Here is a 16156-nt window from a genome sequence, read left to right as displayed (position 1 = left end):
ATAGCGCCCAAAGGCGCAGTAACCTCTGTCACGGCCGAACCGATTTCGAGGAGCTCTTACATGTCTTTGCGCCTGAGGACGCTCACCGCCGAGGAGCATCTCGCCTTCATCAAGGGCAGGCCCTCCGTGAGCTTTCTTCAGTGCCCTTCCTGGGGCGCGGTGAAGAGTGAGTGGCGGTCCGAGAGCATCGGTTGGATCGACGAATCGGGCGCGGTGGTGGGCGCGGCACTCGTGCTGTACCGGCAACTGCCGAAGATAAAGCGCTATCTCGCGTACATGCCGGAGGGGCCGGTCATCGACTGGTTCGACGGCGATCTGCGCAAGTGGCTCGACCCGATGCTCGCGCATCTCAAGAGCCGCGGTTCGTTCTCGGTCAAGATGGGCCCGCCGGTGGTGATCGCCCGCTGGGAGGCGGACACGATCAAGAAGGCGATCGCGGCCAAGTCGGCGAACCGACTGCGCGATCTGACCCCGGACTGGACCGACGAGCGCGGCGCGGAGCTGGAGCGGCAACTGCGCGGCCTGGGCTGGCAGCAGGACGCGTCGGGCGGCGCCGGCTTCGGCGACGTGCAGCCGCGCTACGTGTTCCAGGTGCCGCTGGTCCGGCGCAGCCTCGACGACGTGCACGCGGGCTTCAACCAGTTGTGGCGACGCAACATCAAGAAGGCCACGAAGGCCGGCGTCGACGTGGTCCAGGGCGGCTACGACGACCTGCCCGTCTTCCACGAGGTCTACAAGGTCACCGCCGTGCGCGACCACTTCACGCCGCGCCCGCTGGCCTACTTCCAGGGCATGTGGAAGGCGCTCAACGCCGAGGACCCCGAACGCATGCGGCTGTACCTGGCCAAGCACGAGGGCGAGGTGCTCGCGTCCACCACGATGGTCACGGTGGGCGACCACGTCTGGTACTCGTACGGCGCCTCGGCCAACCACAAGCGCGAGGTGCGTCCCTCGAACGCGATCCAGTGGCGGATGTTGCGCGACGCGTACGCGCTCGGCGCCTCGGCGTACGACCTGCGCGGCATCAGCGACACCCTGGACGAGAACGACCACCTCTTCGGTCTCATCCAGTTCAAGCTCGGCACCGGCGGCCAGGCCGTCGAATACCTCGGCGAGTGGGACTTCCCGCTCAACAAGATGCTGCACAAGGCACTCGACATGTACATGTCGCGTCGCTGACGCAACGCCGGCGGCACCTGTGTCGTCGGCTGTTACGTGATGATCATCGTGACGCGGCCGGCGTCGCGTGTCCCCCGCCTCCGCCCTGTGTTCCCAAGGGCAAGCCCCGCACACGGAAGGCCCCGAAGCGCCCATGTCGCTCACGCTCTACGTCGACGCCGCCCGCTGGCGCAAGCACCAGGACGAGGTACGCGACACGTTCCCCGGTCTCGTACCGGTGATGAAGGGCAACGGGTACGGGTTCACCAATCCCAGGCTGGCCGAGGAGGCCACCCGGATGTGCGTGGACACCGTGGCCGTGGGGACCACGTACGAGGCCGCGGTGGTCAAGGACCACTTCGACGGCAAGGTGCTGGTGCTCACGCCGTATCTGCGCGGCGAGGAGGCGGTCCCGCTGCCGGACCGCACCATCCGCACGGTGTCCTCGGTGCAGGCCGCCCGGGACCTGGTGGGCTGCCGGGTGGTGGTCGCGTGCATGACCACGATGAAGCGCGACGGGGTCACCGAGGAGGAGCTGGTCAAGCTCCGCACCGGGATGGACGACGTGCGCCTGGAGGGCTTCTCGCTGCACCTGCCGCTGGACCACCCGGACGGGTACGACCCGGTGGCCGAGGTGGTGGGCTGGGTCGAGCGGCTGCGCGCGGCGCGGCTGCCGGTGCGCACGATGTACGTCAGCCACCTGAAGGCGGCCGAGCTCGCGGCGTTGCGCGAGCGGCACCCGGACACCGAGTTCCGGCCGCGGATCGGCACCGACCTGTGGCTGGGCGACCACGACGTGCTGGCCAGTCGCGGGACGGTGTTGGACGTGGTGCGCATCGCGCGCGGCGAGCGGTTCGGCTATCGCCAGCGCAAGGCGCCCAGTGACGGGCACCTGGTGGTGGTCAGCGGCGGCACCGCGCAGGGTGTGGGCCTGGAGGCCCCCAAGACCGTGCGCGGGGTGATGCCGCGCGCCAAGGGCGTGGCCCGGGCCGGCCTGGCCACCGTCAACCGCTCGTTGTCCCCGTTCACCTGGGCGGGCAAGCAGCGCTGGTTCGCCGAGCCGCCGCACATGCAGGTCAGCCTGCTGTTCCTGGCCAACGACGTGGCGCCGCCCAAGCCCGGCGACGAGTTGGAGGCCGCGCTGCGGCACACCACGACACACTTCGACCGGATCGCCCTGCGCTGAGCCGTCCGAACGACGAGGCGGGGGCCGGGGGGGGGGGGGGGGGGGCCCCCCCCCCCCCCCCCCCCCCCCGGCGCGGGGGGGGGGCCCGCCCCCCCCCCCCCCCCCCCCCCCCCCCCGCCTCGTGGTGTTCAGCGACCCGCGCGGACCAGGACCGAGGTCGGCACGAAGACGTCCGGCGCGCGGTCGAGCACCCCGCCCGAGGGGTCGTCGCTGCCGTCCGCGCGCACCGGGTCCCGGTCGGGGCGCAGGATGTCACGCACCACCACCAGGCAGATGTACGCGGTGCCGAGCAGGTGCAGCAGGATCACCACGTGGTACGCGTTCTGCGACAGGCCCTTGCCGGAGAACGAGGCGATGTACATCCACACGCCGAGGAAGTACGTGACCTCGCACGCCTGCCAGATCAGGAAGTCCCGCCAGCGCGGCCGGGCCAGCACCACCAGCGGGATCAACCACAGCACGTACTGCGGCGAGTAGACCTTGTTGGTCAGCACGAACGCGGCCACGATCAGGAACGCCACCTGGGCGAACCTCGGCCGCCGCGGCGCGAACATCACCAGCGCGGCGATCGCGAGGCAGCACAGCACCAGGCTCGCCGTGACGTAGCTGTTGAGGTGCTCCAGCGGTCTGCCGTCGCGCTGCTGGATGATCAGCCAGATCGACCCGTAGTCGGCGGGCCGGTCCTGGCTGAACGTGTAGAAGAGTTTCCAGCCCTCACGGATGTACCAGTCGCGCCGCTCGTACCAATGGCCGTCGTAGACCAGCATCACCGGCAGGTTCACCACCAGCCAGGACACGATCGCCGCCGCCGCGGTCTTGGCGAACGGGATCAGCCGGCCCGAGCGCAGGCACAGCAGGAACAACGGTGCCAGCAACAACACCGGATACAACTTCGCCGCGGTCGCCAGGCCGATCATCACCCCGGCGACCACGATGTTGCGCCGCGCCCACGTCCACATGGCCACCGCCGTCAGCGCGACCGCGACCAGGTCCCAGTTGATCAGCCCGTTGAGCGCCAACGCGGGCGCGCAGGCCACCATCGCCGCGTCCCAGGGCCGCCGCCCGGACGTGCCCTTGACCGCGACCACGGTCACCACCGCGCAGGCCATCATGATCAACGCGTTGATCATGACGAACCACAACTGCTCGTCCTGGAGATCGCCGTCGGTGATGTCCCCGGCCGCGCGCGCCAGGGTCCCGGCGAAGGCCATCACCCCACCGGTGATCACCGGGTACTCCAGGAACTTCATGTCCTTGTCGCCGGTCTCCTGGAAGTACGGGATCTTCCCGTCCGCGAGACCGCGATTGATGTACAGGTGCGGCATGTCGCTGTAGCACGCGTGCGAGTACTGCGTGCTGCCGGAGAACCAACCCCCGTCGTAGCAGGGCTTCTTCTGCATGATCCCGAGCGCGAAGCAGACCACCGCGAGCAGCACGAGCACCCGGACGGGGGTCCACCACCGGTTCGGCGCGAAACGAATCCGCCGCCCGGCCGGACCACCGACGAGTTCGCTGCCGGCGCGGACCACCGGATCGTCCCGAGTGGGCAGGACGGGTTCGGTCGATGTCGGCGTCATGGCGCCCATCCTCTCGCGATCCACGAGGAGGTCGCCCTCGCCAGCCGGATACGACAACGCGTGCCCCACCGCCGAAGCGATGGGGCACGCGTAAGGCTAACGCCGGTCAACCGCCCCGGCCGCCCATGATGAAGCCGTTCGAACCGCCGCGAGTGTTGCCCTGCGAGCCACCGGGCGGATCGGTGCTCGGCGGCCTGCTGCTGCTCGGCGGCTTGGTGGTGTGCCCACCACCCCCGGGATCACCCGTACTGCCCTGCGATCCACCGGGCGAGGTCGACGACGGCGGCGCCGCGGAGGTCGGCGGCGCGGTGGACGACGGCGGCGGCGTCGTGGGCGCGCGGGTGGTCGGCGGCGCGGTCGTCGGCGGCAGCGTCACCTTGTCCTTGTCCTCGAACTTCTCGCCGGGCGTGGCGAAGTCGGACGTGGGCATCCCCTGCATCGCGCTCTTCATGTACGCGGTCCACACCAGCGTGGGGACGTCACCACCGTGCACGGAGTCACGACCGCCCAGACCCTTGAGGGACAGCCGGGCGTGCGTGTTCGGGTCCTCCCGGAACAGCGCCACCGACGTGGCCAGGTTGGGCGTGTACCCCACGAACCACGCGGAGTTGTTGCCGTCGGTGGTACCGGTCTTGCCGGCCACCGGCCGGTTCAGCGCCTTCGCCGCGCGGCCGGTGCCGTCGCCGAGCGGCGGGTTGTCCACCACCCGCTGCATGACCTGGTTGACGGTGTCCGCGACGTTCTTGGGGAAGAGCTGCTTGGTCTCGCGCTTGGGCAGTTCGACCTTGGAGCCCCCGTGGGTGACTTCCTTGATCCAGTACGGATCCGCGTGCAGGCCGCGGGCCGCGAAGGTGGCGTACGCCTCGGCCATGTCCAGCGCGCTCGGCGGCGCGACACCGAGTGCCATCGTCGGGGTCGGCTCGAACGAGCCCAGGTCCGGCGGCAGACCGGCGTCGATCGCGGCCTTCTTGACCTTCTCCGGCCCGACATCGGCGGCGAGTTGGAGGAAGACGGTGTTCACCGACTTCTCCATGGCTCTGGTGATCGGGACCGGGCCGTAGTCGACGTCACCCTCGTTCGGCGCCAGATACTCCTTGCCGGACTTGTCGTCCTTGAAGATCTGACCGTTCTGCAGCTTGATCGGGATCTTGCTGTCGCCGTTGTACATGCTTTCCGGGCCGATCGGTTTCGCGTCCGCCCCGCCGTCGCGCAGCGCCGCCGCGAGCACGAACAACTTGAACGTCGAACCGGCCTGGATGTCGCGTCTGACCGCGTCGTTGTACTCCTGCTGGACGAAGTCCGGACCGCCGTAGAGGGCTACCACCGCCCCGTCGCCGGGGACCACCGAGGCCAGGCCGGTGCGGATGTAGCGGTCCGCCTCGTTCTTTTCCGGTTTCAGCTCGGAGGTCAACTGGTCCTTGACCGCCGCGACCGCCGCGTCCTGCTTGGCCTTGTCGAACGTGGTGACGATCTTGAAGCCGCCGCGCGCGAGTTCGGCCTCGGGGATCACGTTGTTGGCCTTGAGGTACTGGTCGGTCACCTTCATCAGGTATCCGGCCTGGCCGGCCTTGTTCGCGGCCGGCTTGGGCTTGATCGGCATCGGGAACTGGAGCGTGTCGCGTTCCGCCTTGGTCAGCCAGCCCTCCTTGACCATGCCGTCCAAGGCGTAGGCCCAGCGCCCCTTGACCTTCTCGATCTGACCGGGGAACTCGATCACGTCGTAGATGCCGGGCGCGTTGAGCAGGGTCGCCAGATAGGCGCCCTCGGCCACGTTCAACTCGCCGACGTTCTTGCCGTAGTAGGCCTGCGCGGCGGCCTGGATGCCGTACGCGTTGCGGCCGTAGAAGGCGGTGTTGAGGTAACCGACGAGGATGTCGTCCTTGCGCATCTGCCGGTCGACCTTGAGCGCGATGAAGATCTCGCTGAACTTGCGCTTGAAGGTGCGTTCCTGGGTCAGATAGGTGTTCTTGACGTACTGCTGGGTGATCGTGGAACCACCCTGCGTGTCACCACCCTTGACCATGGTGACCCCGGCGCGCAGCAGGCCCTTCGGCGAGACGCCCGAGTCGCTGTAGAACGACCGGTTCTCCGCCGCGATCACGGCCCGCTGTACGTGCTTGGGGATCTGGTCCACCGTCACGTTCTGCCGGTTGACCTGACCGGTCCGACCGATCTCGGTCTTCCCGTCGGCGTAGTAGTAGATGTTCGACTGATACGTCGTGTTCGCGTTCGGGTCCGGCACCTTGACCATCGCGTACGCCAGGGCCGCCAGGCCCATGATCGACGCGAGGAAGAACAGGATCATCGCCAGGATCTGCTTGAAGGACGGCAACCAGCGGCGCACGCCGGTCTTGCCGTACCTCGGGTAGTCGATGAACCGCTTCTTCCGGGGCGGACCGGCGTTGGCCCGTGATCGGCCGCCGGCCGCGGTGCCGTTGGCGGCGCGTCGACCGCCCCCGCGGGCGGCCGCTCGGGCCTCCACACGCGAGAGCGGGCGCTCCTCGTCGTCTCCTCCCGGCCCGGCGGGCAGCGACGAGCCGCCGGGCGGCGTCCCGCCCCCGGCGCCGGCCGCGCCCCCCGAATACGAGTCACCGCGCCCCTCGGGACGCGGCTGCTGTGATCTACGGCGATGTTCACTCATGCGTTCGCTACTCCTCGGCCGTACGACGCGGAGGTCGGACGCACGGGTCGTGGCTCTCCGCTCCCCAGGACGCACGCGCGAGGGGGGCGGTTCCGCAGGAAGCGGGGCTTGAGGTACCACACGGCGGAACAGACTACGCGGAACCGCTTTCGCGACCTCACTGTGACCTGCCTGTGACCCGAGTCACCGGCGGCCGCCTTGCCACCACACGGCAAGGAGACCTATCGTCTCGATGTATCGGTTCGATACATCGGGCCGGTACATCGAGCCGGGGGCACAGGAGCCCCGGCCGGACGAAGGTCGGCTGCGACCGTATCCCACGATCACGGAGGGACCCACGTCCGGCCCGGTCAGCATGGATGGAGGAAGGCGATGAGCAGGCGCGGTGGCGTCCTCGAATTCGCGATCCTCGGCCTGCTGCACGACTCCCCCATGCACGGTTACGAACTGCGCAAGCGGCTCAACACCGTGCTCGGCTCGTTCCGTGCCATCGCCTACGGCACCCTCTACCCCTGCCTGAAGTCCCTGCTGGAACGGGGCTGGCTCGCGGAGGAGGTTCCGGAGGTGACGGCACTCGCCGGCAGCAAGCGATCCCGGATCGTCTACCAGCTGACGGCACAGGGCAAGGAGCACTTCCAAGAACTGCTGTCCGAGTCCGGGCCCTCGGCCTGGGAGGACGAGAACTTCGGCGTGCACTTCGCCTTCTTCGGTCGAACCGACCACGAGGTACGCATGCGTATCCTCGAAGGTCGGCGCAGCCGGCTCGAGGAACGCCTCGACCGGGTGCGCGGGTCGCTGACCCGGACGCGGGAGAAGCTCGACGGGTACACCCTCGAGTTGCAGCGACACGGCTTGGAGTCGGTCGAGCGCGAAGTGCGCTGGCTGAACGAGCTCATCACCGCCGAGCGGCACGCCGGAGCCACTCCGGACGCCGCCGGTCCCGAAACCCCGGTCGACGCGTCGAAGGACGCCGACCGGCTTCGGACCCCCACCCAGGACGTGGCCTCGGACCCGTCCGCATCCAACAACTGAGGTCGCCGGTTCATGGCGGCTTCGTCGAGATCACAGGGAGCAACCGGAATGGGTTCGGTTCGCGTAGCCATCGTCGGCGTGGGCAACTGCGCCGCTTCGCTGGTGCAGGGCGTCGAGTACTACAAGGACGCCGACCCGAACAGCCGCGTCCCCGGCCTGATGCACGTGCAGTTCGGCGAGTATCACGTGCGTGACGTCGAGTTCGTGGCCGCTTTCGATGTGGACGCCAAGAAGGTCGGCTTCGACCTTACGGACGCCATCGGTGCCAGCGAGAACAACACGATCAAGATCTGCGACGTGCCGCCGTCGGGCGTCACCGTGCAGCGTGGGCACACCCTGGACGGTCTCGGCAAGTACTACCGCGAGACCATCGAGGAGTCGACCGAGGCCCCCGTCGACGTGGTCAAGGTCCTCAAGGACCAGGCCGTCGACGTCCTCGTCTGCTACCTCCCGGTGGGCTCCGAGGACGCGGCGAAGTTCTACGCCCAGTGCGCCATCGACGCCAAGGTCGCGTTCGTCAACGCTCTCCCGGTCTTCATCGCCGGGACCAAGGAGTGGGCGGACAAGTTCACCGAGGCGGGCGTGCCGATCGTCGGCGACGACATCAAGTCGCAGGTGGGCGCCACGATCACGCACCGCGTGATGGCGAAGCTCTTCGAGGACCGCGGTGTCCTGCTCGAGCGCACCATGCAGCTCAACGTCGGCGGCAACATGGACTTCAAGAACATGCTCGAGCGCGAGCGCCTGGAGTCGAAGAAGATCTCCAAGACGCAGTCCGTCACCTCGCAGGTCGACCGTGACCTCGGCGCGGACAACGTGCACATCGGCCCGTCGGACTACGTCGCGTGGCTCGACGACCGCAAGTGGGCGTACGTGCGCCTCGAGGGTCGCGCCTTCGGTGACGTTCCGCTGAACCTGGAGTACAAGCTCGAGGTCTGGGACTCGCCGAACTCGGCCGGTGTCATCATCGACGCCGTCCGTGCCGCGAAGATCGCCAAGGACCGCGGCGTCGGTGGCCCGATCCTGTCGGCGTCCTCGTACTTCATGAAGTCGCCGCCGGTGCAGTACTTCGACGACGAGGCCCGCAACGCGGTCGAGTCCTTCATCAAGGGCGACATCGAGCGCTGACCCACCTCACTCGGCCGATCCGGCCGGGTGACCTCGGGTTGATCGAAGGCCCGGCTCCCGCCCAGGAGCCGGGCCTTCGGCGTGCCCGGGTCCGATCGGTGCCGGTCTCCGGTCCGCGTGCCGGGGCCGGCTACGGTGGGCGCCGTGGCCCTCATCCGTGATCTGCGCTCGTTGCTGAAGCTGCGCGACTTCCGTCGGCTCTTCGCCACCCGACTGACCTCGCAGCTCTCCGACGGGGCGTTCCAGGTGGCCATCGCGGGCCAGGCGTTCTTCTCGCCGGAGAAGCAGACCTCGGCGGCCGACATCGCGACCGCGTTCGCGGTCCTGTTGCTGCCCTATTCGCTGGTCGGACCCTTCACCGGGGTGCTGCTCGACCGGTGGCGGCGGCGCCAGGTGCTGGTGCTGTGCAACCTGCTGCGGGCGGCGCTGGTGACGGTGACCGCGGGCCTGGTGCTGCTCGGGGTGCCCGACCCGATCTTCTACGCCGCCGCGCTGGTAGTGCTCTCGGTGAACCGGTTCGTGCTCGCCGGGCTGTCCGCGTCGCTGCCGCGCGTGGTGCCGGCCGAGCGGCTGGTGACCGCGAACTCGGTGTCGCCCACGGCCGGCACGGTCGCGGCGGCGGTCGGCGGCGGGTCGGCGCTGCTGGTTCACGCGTTCCTGGCCGAGGGCTCCGGGGCGACCGCGCTGGTGATCGTGGTGTCAGGGGTGTTGTACCTGGGCTCGGCGGCGGTCGCGGCGACGATGCCGGCCGATCTGCTCGGGCCCGATCCCGATCGGGTGTTGCCCGGCGCGGGGGAGGCGCTGCGCTCGGTGGCCCGCGGGCTGCGCGAGGGGGCGGTGCACGTGTGGCGGCGTCGGGCGCCGGCGCACGCGTTGGCCGCGATCACCGCGATGCGGTTCTGCTACGGCGTGCTGACCGTGATGACCGTGTTGCTCTGCCGCAACACGTTCAACGATCCGGCGGACACCGACGGAGGGCTGGCCACCTTCGGAGTCACGGTGAGCGTCTCCGCGCTCGGCTTCTTCGTCGCGGCCGTGGCCACGCCCGCGATCACCACCCGGATCGGCGTCGCGCCCTGGATCGGCACCTGCGCGCTCGCGGGGGCGGTCTGCCAGACCGCGCTCGGCCTGCCCTTCGTGTTCGCGCCGATGGTGGTGGGCGCCTTCCTGCTCGGGGTGACCTCGCAGGGCGCCAAGATCGGCGTCGACACGATCGTGCAGACCACCGTCGACGACGCGTATCGGGGTCGGGTGTTCTCCGTATACGACGTGCTCTTCAACGTCGCGTTCGTGGGCGCCGCCGCCGTCGCGGCGCTGGGGCTGCCCGACGACGGCCGGTCCCCGGCGGTGCTGCTCGGGGTGGCCGGGGTGTACGCGCTGACCGGCGCCCTGTACACGCTGGCAGCGCGTCGCCACCCTCCGGTGATCGTGCAGACCGTCCCGGCGGACGACCGCCGGCCGTAATATCCCTTTTGATGCCGATCACGGCTTATTTCACCCGGCGGTATCCCCAGGAAATTACCTGCGGGTAGTGCATTACCGAGGCCGAGGTTCTAACCTGCACATCCAGCGACTTTCGGCACCTCTGGAGATACTCCATGTCCAATAACGCCGGTTCGGGTGAAAACGATCCTTTGCCGTACATACCGGCGTGGACCGAGAACACCCCGCCGCACGGGCTCCCGCTTCCTCCGCAGGAAGCGTCGATGCCGCATGCGCCCGTCGTACGCCGGGCACCGGTCGACGGGCGCGCGGCGCGCCGCGAGGCGGCCCGGCCGGCCCGGCGTGGGCGCGGGGTGCTGGTCGCGGTGCTGGCCGTGCTGCTGGTGGGCGGTACCGCCGCCGGGGGCTGGTGGTACGTGCAGAAGGAGGATGACGGGCCGCGCATCCACGAGGGCGACTGTCTGCGGGACAAGACCGGGATCGACCAGGACCCGGTGCGCTGCGAGGACTCCGCGGCCCGGTTCATCGTGGTCGAGCGTGTGCAGGGCACCACGTTCGCGGGCGTCTGCGACTCGGTACCCGGGGACCCCATCGCGTTGACCTCGGATCCCACCGTGGAGAGCTTCGTGTTGTGTCTCGCCGAGCGGAAATGACGCATCGCTCCTGCGATTAGCTCTTTATGCCCGTTATTCCGCTCACATTCGACCGGGACAAGGGGAATCCCCGCTGCGGGTGTCCGGCCGGAGCCCTAGTGTTCCGGACTGTCTCACCAGTCCCCTGCAACGGAGATCGTCCCCATGTCCAATCCCTTCCCGCCCGACCCCAACGGTCCCCAGCAGCCGAACCAGGGCTGGAACCAGCAGCCGGGTCAGCCGCAGCAGCCCCAGCAGGCTTGGGGGCAGCAGCCGGGCCAACCGCCGCAGGGTGGCTTCCCGCCGGGCGGCTACCCCCAGGGCGGTCAGCCGGGCTTCTACGGCGGCCCGCCGCCGCCCCCGCCGCGCAAGAGCAAGGCCAAGTGGATCGTCATCGGCGTTGTCGTCCTGGTGGTGGCGGTCATCGGCGCGGTAGTCGGCACCGGCGTGTTCAACAAGGACGCCGTCGACAAGGCGAATGTCGGCGACTGCATCACCGGCACCAAGAACAAGAGCCCGAAGGTGGTCTCCTGCTCCAAGTCGGACGCCGCGTTCAAGGTCGTCGCCAAGTTCACCGACACCTCGGACACCGAGAAGTGCAACACCGAGGAGATCGCCCGCAAGGGCTCGGTGCTCGGCCTCTACCGCAAGGGCTCCGACAAGGGCCTACTGTGCGTGACGGTCACCGACCACACCACCCCGGAGTCGTTCTCGGGCGTGCCCGGTGCCAGCACGACGTTCACCCCCTCCGTCATCGCGCAGATCCAGAAGATCATGGCCGACGGCAAGGTCAGCGACGAGGAGCTCGAGGAGCTGGGCGGGAGCTGAGGCAGCCCCCGCCCGAATCCGGTGGTGGCCCGCTCACGCGCTCCCGTGGGCGGCCCACCACTCCCGAAGCGCCGCGACCGCCGTGTCGTGGTCCATCGGGCCGTGTTCGAGCCGCATCTCCAGCATGTGCCGGTAGGCCTTGCCCACCAGCGGGCCCGGCGGCACGTCCAGCAGTCGCATGATCGCGTTGCCGTCCAGGTCCGGCCGGATCGAGTCCAGCTCCTCCTGCTCGGCGAGCTGCGCGATCCGCTCCTCCAGCGAGTCGTAGGCGCGCGCGAGCGTGGCCGCCTTGCGCTTGTTGCGGGTCGTGCAGTCCGAGCGGGTCAGCTTGTGCAGCCGCTCCAGCAGCGGCCCCGCGTCCCGCACGTAGCGGCGCACCGCCGAGTCGGTCCACTCTCCCGTGCCGTAGCCGTGGAAGCGCAGGTGCAGTTCGACCAGGCGCGTGATGTCGTCCGTGACGTCCTTCGGGTACTTCAGCGCCTTGAGCCGCTTGCGCGTCATGTGCGCGCCGACCATCTCGTGATGGTGGAACGAGACCCGGCCGTCCGGCTCGAAGCGCCGCGTGCGCGGCTTCCCGATGTCGTGCAGCAGCGCGGCCAGCCGCAGGATCAGGTCCGGCTCGCCCGGCGCCTCCAGCGCCATCGCCTGCTCGAGCACGGTGAGCGTGTGCTCGTACACGTCCTTGTGCCGGTGGTGTTCGTCCACCTCCAGGCGCAGCGTGGGCAGCTCGGGCAACACCCGCGCGGCCAGCCCCGTGGAGACCAGCAGTTCCAGGCCCTTGCGGGGGTGGTCGGAGCAGATCAGCTTGTTGAGCTCGTCCCGCACCCGCTCGGCGGAGACGATGTCGATCCGCTCGGCCATGTCCGTCATCGCCGCGACCACCTCGGGCGCGACCTCGAAGTCGAGCTGCGCGGCGAAGCGCGCGGCCCGCATCATCCGCAGCGGGTCGTCGCCGAAGGACGCCTCGGGCGTGCCCGGCGTGCGCAGCACCCGCGCGGCCAGGTCCTCCAGCCCGCCGTGCGGGTCGACGAAGGTGATCCCGGGCAGTGCGACCGCCATCGCGTTGACCGTGAAGTCTCGGCGGACCAGGTCGTCGTCGATCGAGTCGCCGTAGGAGACCTCGGGCTTGCGCGAGGCGCGGTCGTAGGCCTCGGAGCGGTAGGTGGTGATCTCGATCTGGTAGTCCGGCGAGTCCGCGAGCTTCTTGCGGCAACCGACCGTGCCGAACGCGATCCCCACGTCCCACACCGCGTCCGCCCACGGGCGCACGATCGCCAGCACCTGTTCGGGGCGGGCGTCGGTGGTGAAGTCGAGGTCGTTGCCGAGCCGGCCGAGCAGGGCGTCCCGCACCGAGCCGCCGACCAGCGCGAGCGTGTGCCCGGCCGCCTCGAAGCGACGGGCGAGGTCGTCGGCGACGGGGGCGACGCGCAACAGTTCGGTGACGGCGCGGCGCTGTACGGCGCTCAGTTCGCCGGTGGCCGGCGGGTCGTCCGGGTGGGGTGTGTTCTTGGCGTTCGGCACGGGAGACAAGGTTACGGGTCGAGGCCGCGGGTCTCGCGCGCATTACGCCGCAGCCGAGGCCGCGAGCGGGCCGCGCGATGGAGTGATCATGGCGTTATGGCGTGGCGCATGTCGCACTAAGCTTGGCGGATGCCTTCCGAGACCACGCCGCCGCGCCGTCGGCTGCAGGTGGTCGAGGAGACCTCGGCGGGTGGTCTGGTGGTCGATCGACTCACGTTGCGCGCGGCGTTGATCGCGCGCCGGGACCGACGCGGCCGGCTGTTGTGGTCGTTGCCCAAGGGGCACATCGAGAACGGCGAGAGTGTGGTCGACGCCGCGTTGCGCGAGGTCGAGGAGGAGACCGGCATCGTGGGTCGGGTGCTGGCCCCGCTCGGGGTGATCGACTATTGGTTCACCGCGCCGGACCGGCGGGTGCACAAGACCGTCCACCACTACCTCATGGAGGCGGCGGGCGGGGATCTGTCGGACGACGACATCGAGGTCGAAGCGGTGGCTTGGGTTCCGCTCGGCGCGCTCTCCGCGCGTCTCGCCTACCCCGACGAGCGGCGATTGGTCACGCTCGCCCCGGAACTGTTGGCGGACAGCGCGTGAGCGATGGACGGTTCCGATCCGGGACCCCGACGAACGTGCCCCGCGGCCGGCCGGCCGCCATCCTGATACTGATCCTGGCGCTCGCCGCCGGGCTGTTGTCGATGATGCCGCCGAACATCGCGCGCGCCGCCGACGGCGACGGGATCCAGGTCCTGATCACCAGGATGACGCCGGTGGCCAAGGCCGGCGGCACCATCACCATCGAGGGTCAGGTGCTGAACTCCGGCACCAAGACGATCGACTCGGCCGAGGTCGCGGTCCGGCTCCGCACCTCCGAACCGCTCTTCCGCAGCGGCATCAGCTCGGCCGAGGACGCCCAGTCGGGCGGCACCCTGCTGCGCGATCCCAAGCCGGTGACGCTGCGCAACCTGGCACCGGGCACGGCCCAACCGTGGACGTTCACCTTCCGCGCCGACCCGCTCGGCCTGGTCGAGGCCGGCGCCTATCCGCTCGCGATCGAGGCCAGGGCCGGCGGCAAGACGATCGGCGCGGCCCGCACCTTCCTGCCGTGGATCCCCAAGAACGGCCTCAAGGACGTCAAGAGCATGCGGATCGGCATGGTCTGGCCGCTGGTCGATCGGCCGCACCGGGACGGCACCACGCTCGGCGACGAGGCCCAGACGCCGGTCTTTCGCGACGACGACCTGGCCGCGTTGTTCGCGCCGGGCGGGCGGCTGTACGACCTGGTGAACATCGGCACCGGGATGAAGGTCGACTGGGTCGTCGACCCCGAGCTGCTGGACTCCGCCACCCGGATGGCCGGCGGCTATCGGGTCGCGCCGCCGGGCAGCCTGGATCCGGACAAGCCGAAGAAGTCCCGGGACGGCAAGACCCCGAGCGACGAGGACACCGCCAAGGCGACGCCGAACCAGATCGAGAACACGCTCGCGGGCGGCGGCGGCCAGGTCGCCGCCGGATGGCTGGATCGGCTCAAGACCGGCATCGGCGCCCAGCCGGTGATCGCCCTGCCCTACGCCGACCCCGACCTGGCCGCCGTCGCGCACGCGCTGGACGCGGGCAAGGCGGACCTGCGCCCGCAACTGAGCGAGGCCCAGGCCGAAGCCGCCACCGTCATGCAGCGCACGTTCGCCCGCCCGGTACGCAACGACGTGGCGTGGCCCGCCGGCGGCGCGCTGGACCCCTCGATCGTCGACCTCGCGATCGGGAACGGCGCGAGCACCGTGCTCACCTCCGGGGCGAGCCTGCCGCCGACCAAGGAACTCAACGTCACCCCCCTGGCGACCGCGGCCCTGCCGGGAGCCGACAAGGGCACCGCGCTGGTCACCGACCCGGACATCGACAAGACCCTGACCGCGGACACCAGGGCGCCGGGACAGAGCGTGCTGACCACCCAGCAGCTGCTGGCCGAGCTGCTGACCATCGCGCTCCAGGAGCCCACCCTCAAGCCCGCCCGCAGCCTGCTGATCGCCCCGCCGCGCACCATGGACGCCTCGCTGGCCGGCGTGCTCAAGGACGTCATGAACGCCTCGGTCGACTGGACCCACGGCGCCACCCTGGCCGAGCTCGCCGCCGAGCCCGCCCCGCTGCCCGCGCGCAAGCTCGCCGGCTACCCCAAGGACGTCCGCGCCGGCGAGCCGTCCGAGCAGTACATCGCCGAGACCGACAACCTGGTCCGGTCGATGCAGACCTTCGCCTCGATCCTGACCCGGCCCGAGCGGGTCACCGGCCCGTTCAACCCCGCGCTGCTGCGCCTGCTGTCGACCCAGTGGCGCGGCGACCCCCGGGGGGCGGACCGCTATCGACTCGGCGTCACCCGCGGCCTGCGCGAACTCGAATCACTCGTCTACATCATCCGCAGAACCGGTGTGACGCTCTCCGGCGAGGAGGGCAATATCCCGGTCACCGTGGTGAACAACCTCCAGCAGCCGGTCACCGTACGGATCGCGGCCGTCTCGCATCAGCCCAACCGGCTCAAGCTGGGCGACGCGACCACCGTGACGGTGCCCGACGGGCGCCGCCGGGAGGTGCCGATCTCGGCGAAGTCGGCCGCGAACGGCAAGGTCATGGTCGACGTCCAGTTGCTCACCCCGGACGGGAGAGCGGTCAAAACGCCCGAGTCGTTCTTCGTCAACACGACCACGATCGACGCGCTGACCCGCTGGATCATCGGCGGCCTCGCCTTCCTGCTCGCGGTCTTCTCGCTCCGCGCGTTCCTGCGCAAACGTCGGGAAGCGGCCCTTGCCCCGGACACGAACGGCGAGGATGGTGAGGACCGCGACGACGCGCCGTCGGATCCCGACTCTTTCGACGACACCGAAAACGACCGGCACGAACCGACCTCCGGGTGGCCGCCACCCCATCCCGTGGCACCCCACGCCGGCGGAAACGGACCGCCCGATCCGGCCGACCCGCGCGGACACACACCGTCGAGATCCACGACCGACCGCCCCGAATGAGA

At 69.8% G+C, this 16156-nt stretch carries 12 protein-coding genes; 9 read left to right on the top strand and 3 right to left on the bottom strand.

Annotation, left to right across the window (positions count from 1 at the left end; genetic code table 11):
• Positions 1-60: 60 nt before the first annotated feature.
• Both ACIBSV_RS28210 and ACIBSV_RS28205 read left to right on the top strand, forming a co-directional pair.
• Entirely contained in the window at positions 61-1179 is a 1119-nt protein-coding gene (locus tag ACIBSV_RS28210) for a lipid II:glycine glycyltransferase FemX (RefSeq protein WP_395867797.1), read from the top strand.
• Between the two features lie 133 nt (positions 1180-1312).
• The gene (locus tag ACIBSV_RS28205) at positions 1313-2344 is read left to right on the top strand and encodes an alanine racemase (protein ID WP_395867795.1); all 1032 of its coding nucleotides are present in this window, start codon (positions 1313-1315) and stop codon (positions 2342-2344) included.
• 128 nt (positions 2345-2472) lie between these two features.
• Here the strand turns inward: ACIBSV_RS28205 and ACIBSV_RS28200 are convergent, their stop codons facing one another.
• Positions 2473-3930: a glycosyltransferase family 87 protein gene (locus ACIBSV_RS28200; protein ID WP_395867793.1), complete on the bottom strand. Its 1458-nt coding sequence runs from the start codon at positions 3928-3930 to the stop codon at positions 2473-2475.
• 97 nt (positions 3931-4027) lie between these two features.
• Positions 4028-6562 carry a transglycosylase domain-containing protein gene (locus ACIBSV_RS28195; RefSeq protein WP_395867791.1) on the bottom strand — a complete coding sequence of 845 codons (2535 nt, stop codon included), beginning with the start codon at positions 6560-6562 and terminating at the stop codon, positions 4028-4030.
• 372 nt (positions 6563-6934) lie between these two features.
• On the opposite strand from ACIBSV_RS28195, the gene ACIBSV_RS28190 reads away from it, so the two are divergent.
• The 5 genes from ACIBSV_RS28190 (at position 6935) to ACIBSV_RS28170 (ending at position 11625) form a co-directional block, all read left to right on the top strand.
• Positions 6935-7594 (top strand): PadR family transcriptional regulator, encoded by a 660-nt coding sequence (locus ACIBSV_RS28190; protein WP_395867789.1) that lies wholly within the window; start codon positions 6935-6937, stop codon positions 7592-7594.
• Between the two features lie 48 nt (positions 7595-7642).
• Positions 7643-8722, top strand: coding sequence for an inositol-3-phosphate synthase (locus tag ACIBSV_RS28185; protein ID WP_395867788.1), 1080 nt, complete (start codon positions 7643-7645; stop codon positions 8720-8722).
• Positions 8723-8866: 144 nt separating this feature from the next.
• A complete protein-coding gene (locus ACIBSV_RS28180; protein ID WP_395867786.1) occupies positions 8867-10186 on the top strand; it encodes an MFS transporter in 1320 nt (439 codons plus the stop codon).
• A 242-nt stretch (positions 10187-10428) separates the two neighbouring features.
• Positions 10429-10818 (top strand): hypothetical protein, encoded by a 390-nt coding sequence (locus ACIBSV_RS28175; protein WP_395867784.1) that lies wholly within the window; start codon positions 10429-10431, stop codon positions 10816-10818.
• A gap of 144 nt (positions 10819-10962) precedes the next feature.
• Positions 10963-11625, top strand: coding sequence for a hypothetical protein (locus tag ACIBSV_RS28170; protein WP_395867782.1), 663 nt, complete (start codon positions 10963-10965; stop codon positions 11623-11625).
• A 33-nt stretch (positions 11626-11658) separates the two neighbouring features.
• Here the strand turns inward: ACIBSV_RS28170 and ACIBSV_RS28165 are convergent, their stop codons facing one another.
• Positions 11659-13146, bottom strand: coding sequence for a CCA tRNA nucleotidyltransferase (locus ACIBSV_RS28165; RefSeq protein ID WP_395867780.1), 1488 nt, complete (start codon positions 13144-13146; stop codon positions 11659-11661).
• Between the two features lie 129 nt (positions 13147-13275).
• Here ACIBSV_RS28165 and ACIBSV_RS28160 point away from each other — a divergent pair, with 129 nt between their 5' ends.
• The gene (locus ACIBSV_RS28160) at positions 13276-13737 is read left to right on the top strand and encodes an NUDIX hydrolase (RefSeq protein WP_395867777.1); all 462 of its coding nucleotides are present in this window, start codon (positions 13276-13278) and stop codon (positions 13735-13737) included.
• A 35-nt stretch (positions 13738-13772) separates the two neighbouring features.
• Complete coding sequence (locus tag ACIBSV_RS28155; RefSeq protein ID WP_395867775.1) at positions 13773-16154, top strand: DUF6049 family protein; 2382 nt, start codon at positions 13773-13775, stop codon at positions 16152-16154.
• Positions 16155-16156: the final 2 nt, after the last annotated feature.

Origin of the sequence: Embleya sp. NPDC050154 (assembly GCF_044460165.1) — a bacterium.
GTDB lineage: Bacteria > Actinomycetota > Actinomycetes > Streptomycetales > Streptomycetaceae > Embleya.
This window is presented reverse-complemented; position numbering and strand designations above follow the sequence as displayed.

Coding starts and splice junctions, on each gene's coding strand:
- ACIBSV_RS28210 (WP_395867797.1), top strand. CDS start 61: ATGTCTTTGCGCCTGAGGACGCTCACCGCCGAGGAGCATCTCGCCTTC.
- ACIBSV_RS28205 (WP_395867795.1), top strand. CDS start 1,313: ATGTCGCTCACGCTCTACGTCGACGCCGCCCGCTGGCGCAAGCACCAG.
- ACIBSV_RS28200 (WP_395867793.1), bottom strand. CDS start 3,930: ATGGGCGCCATGACGCCGACATCGACCGAACCCGTCCTGCCCACTCGG.
- ACIBSV_RS28195 (WP_395867791.1), bottom strand. CDS start 6,562: ATGAGTGAACATCGCCGTAGATCACAGCAGCCGCGTCCCGAGGGGCGC.
- ACIBSV_RS28190 (WP_395867789.1), top strand. CDS start 6,935: ATGAGCAGGCGCGGTGGCGTCCTCGAATTCGCGATCCTCGGCCTGCTG.
- ACIBSV_RS28185 (WP_395867788.1), top strand. CDS start 7,643: ATGGGTTCGGTTCGCGTAGCCATCGTCGGCGTGGGCAACTGCGCCGCT.
- ACIBSV_RS28175 (WP_395867784.1), top strand. CDS start 10,429: ATGCCGCATGCGCCCGTCGTACGCCGGGCACCGGTCGACGGGCGCGCG.
- ACIBSV_RS28170 (WP_395867782.1), top strand. CDS start 10,963: ATGTCCAATCCCTTCCCGCCCGACCCCAACGGTCCCCAGCAGCCGAAC.
- ACIBSV_RS28160 (WP_395867777.1), top strand. CDS start 13,276: ATGCCTTCCGAGACCACGCCGCCGCGCCGTCGGCTGCAGGTGGTCGAG.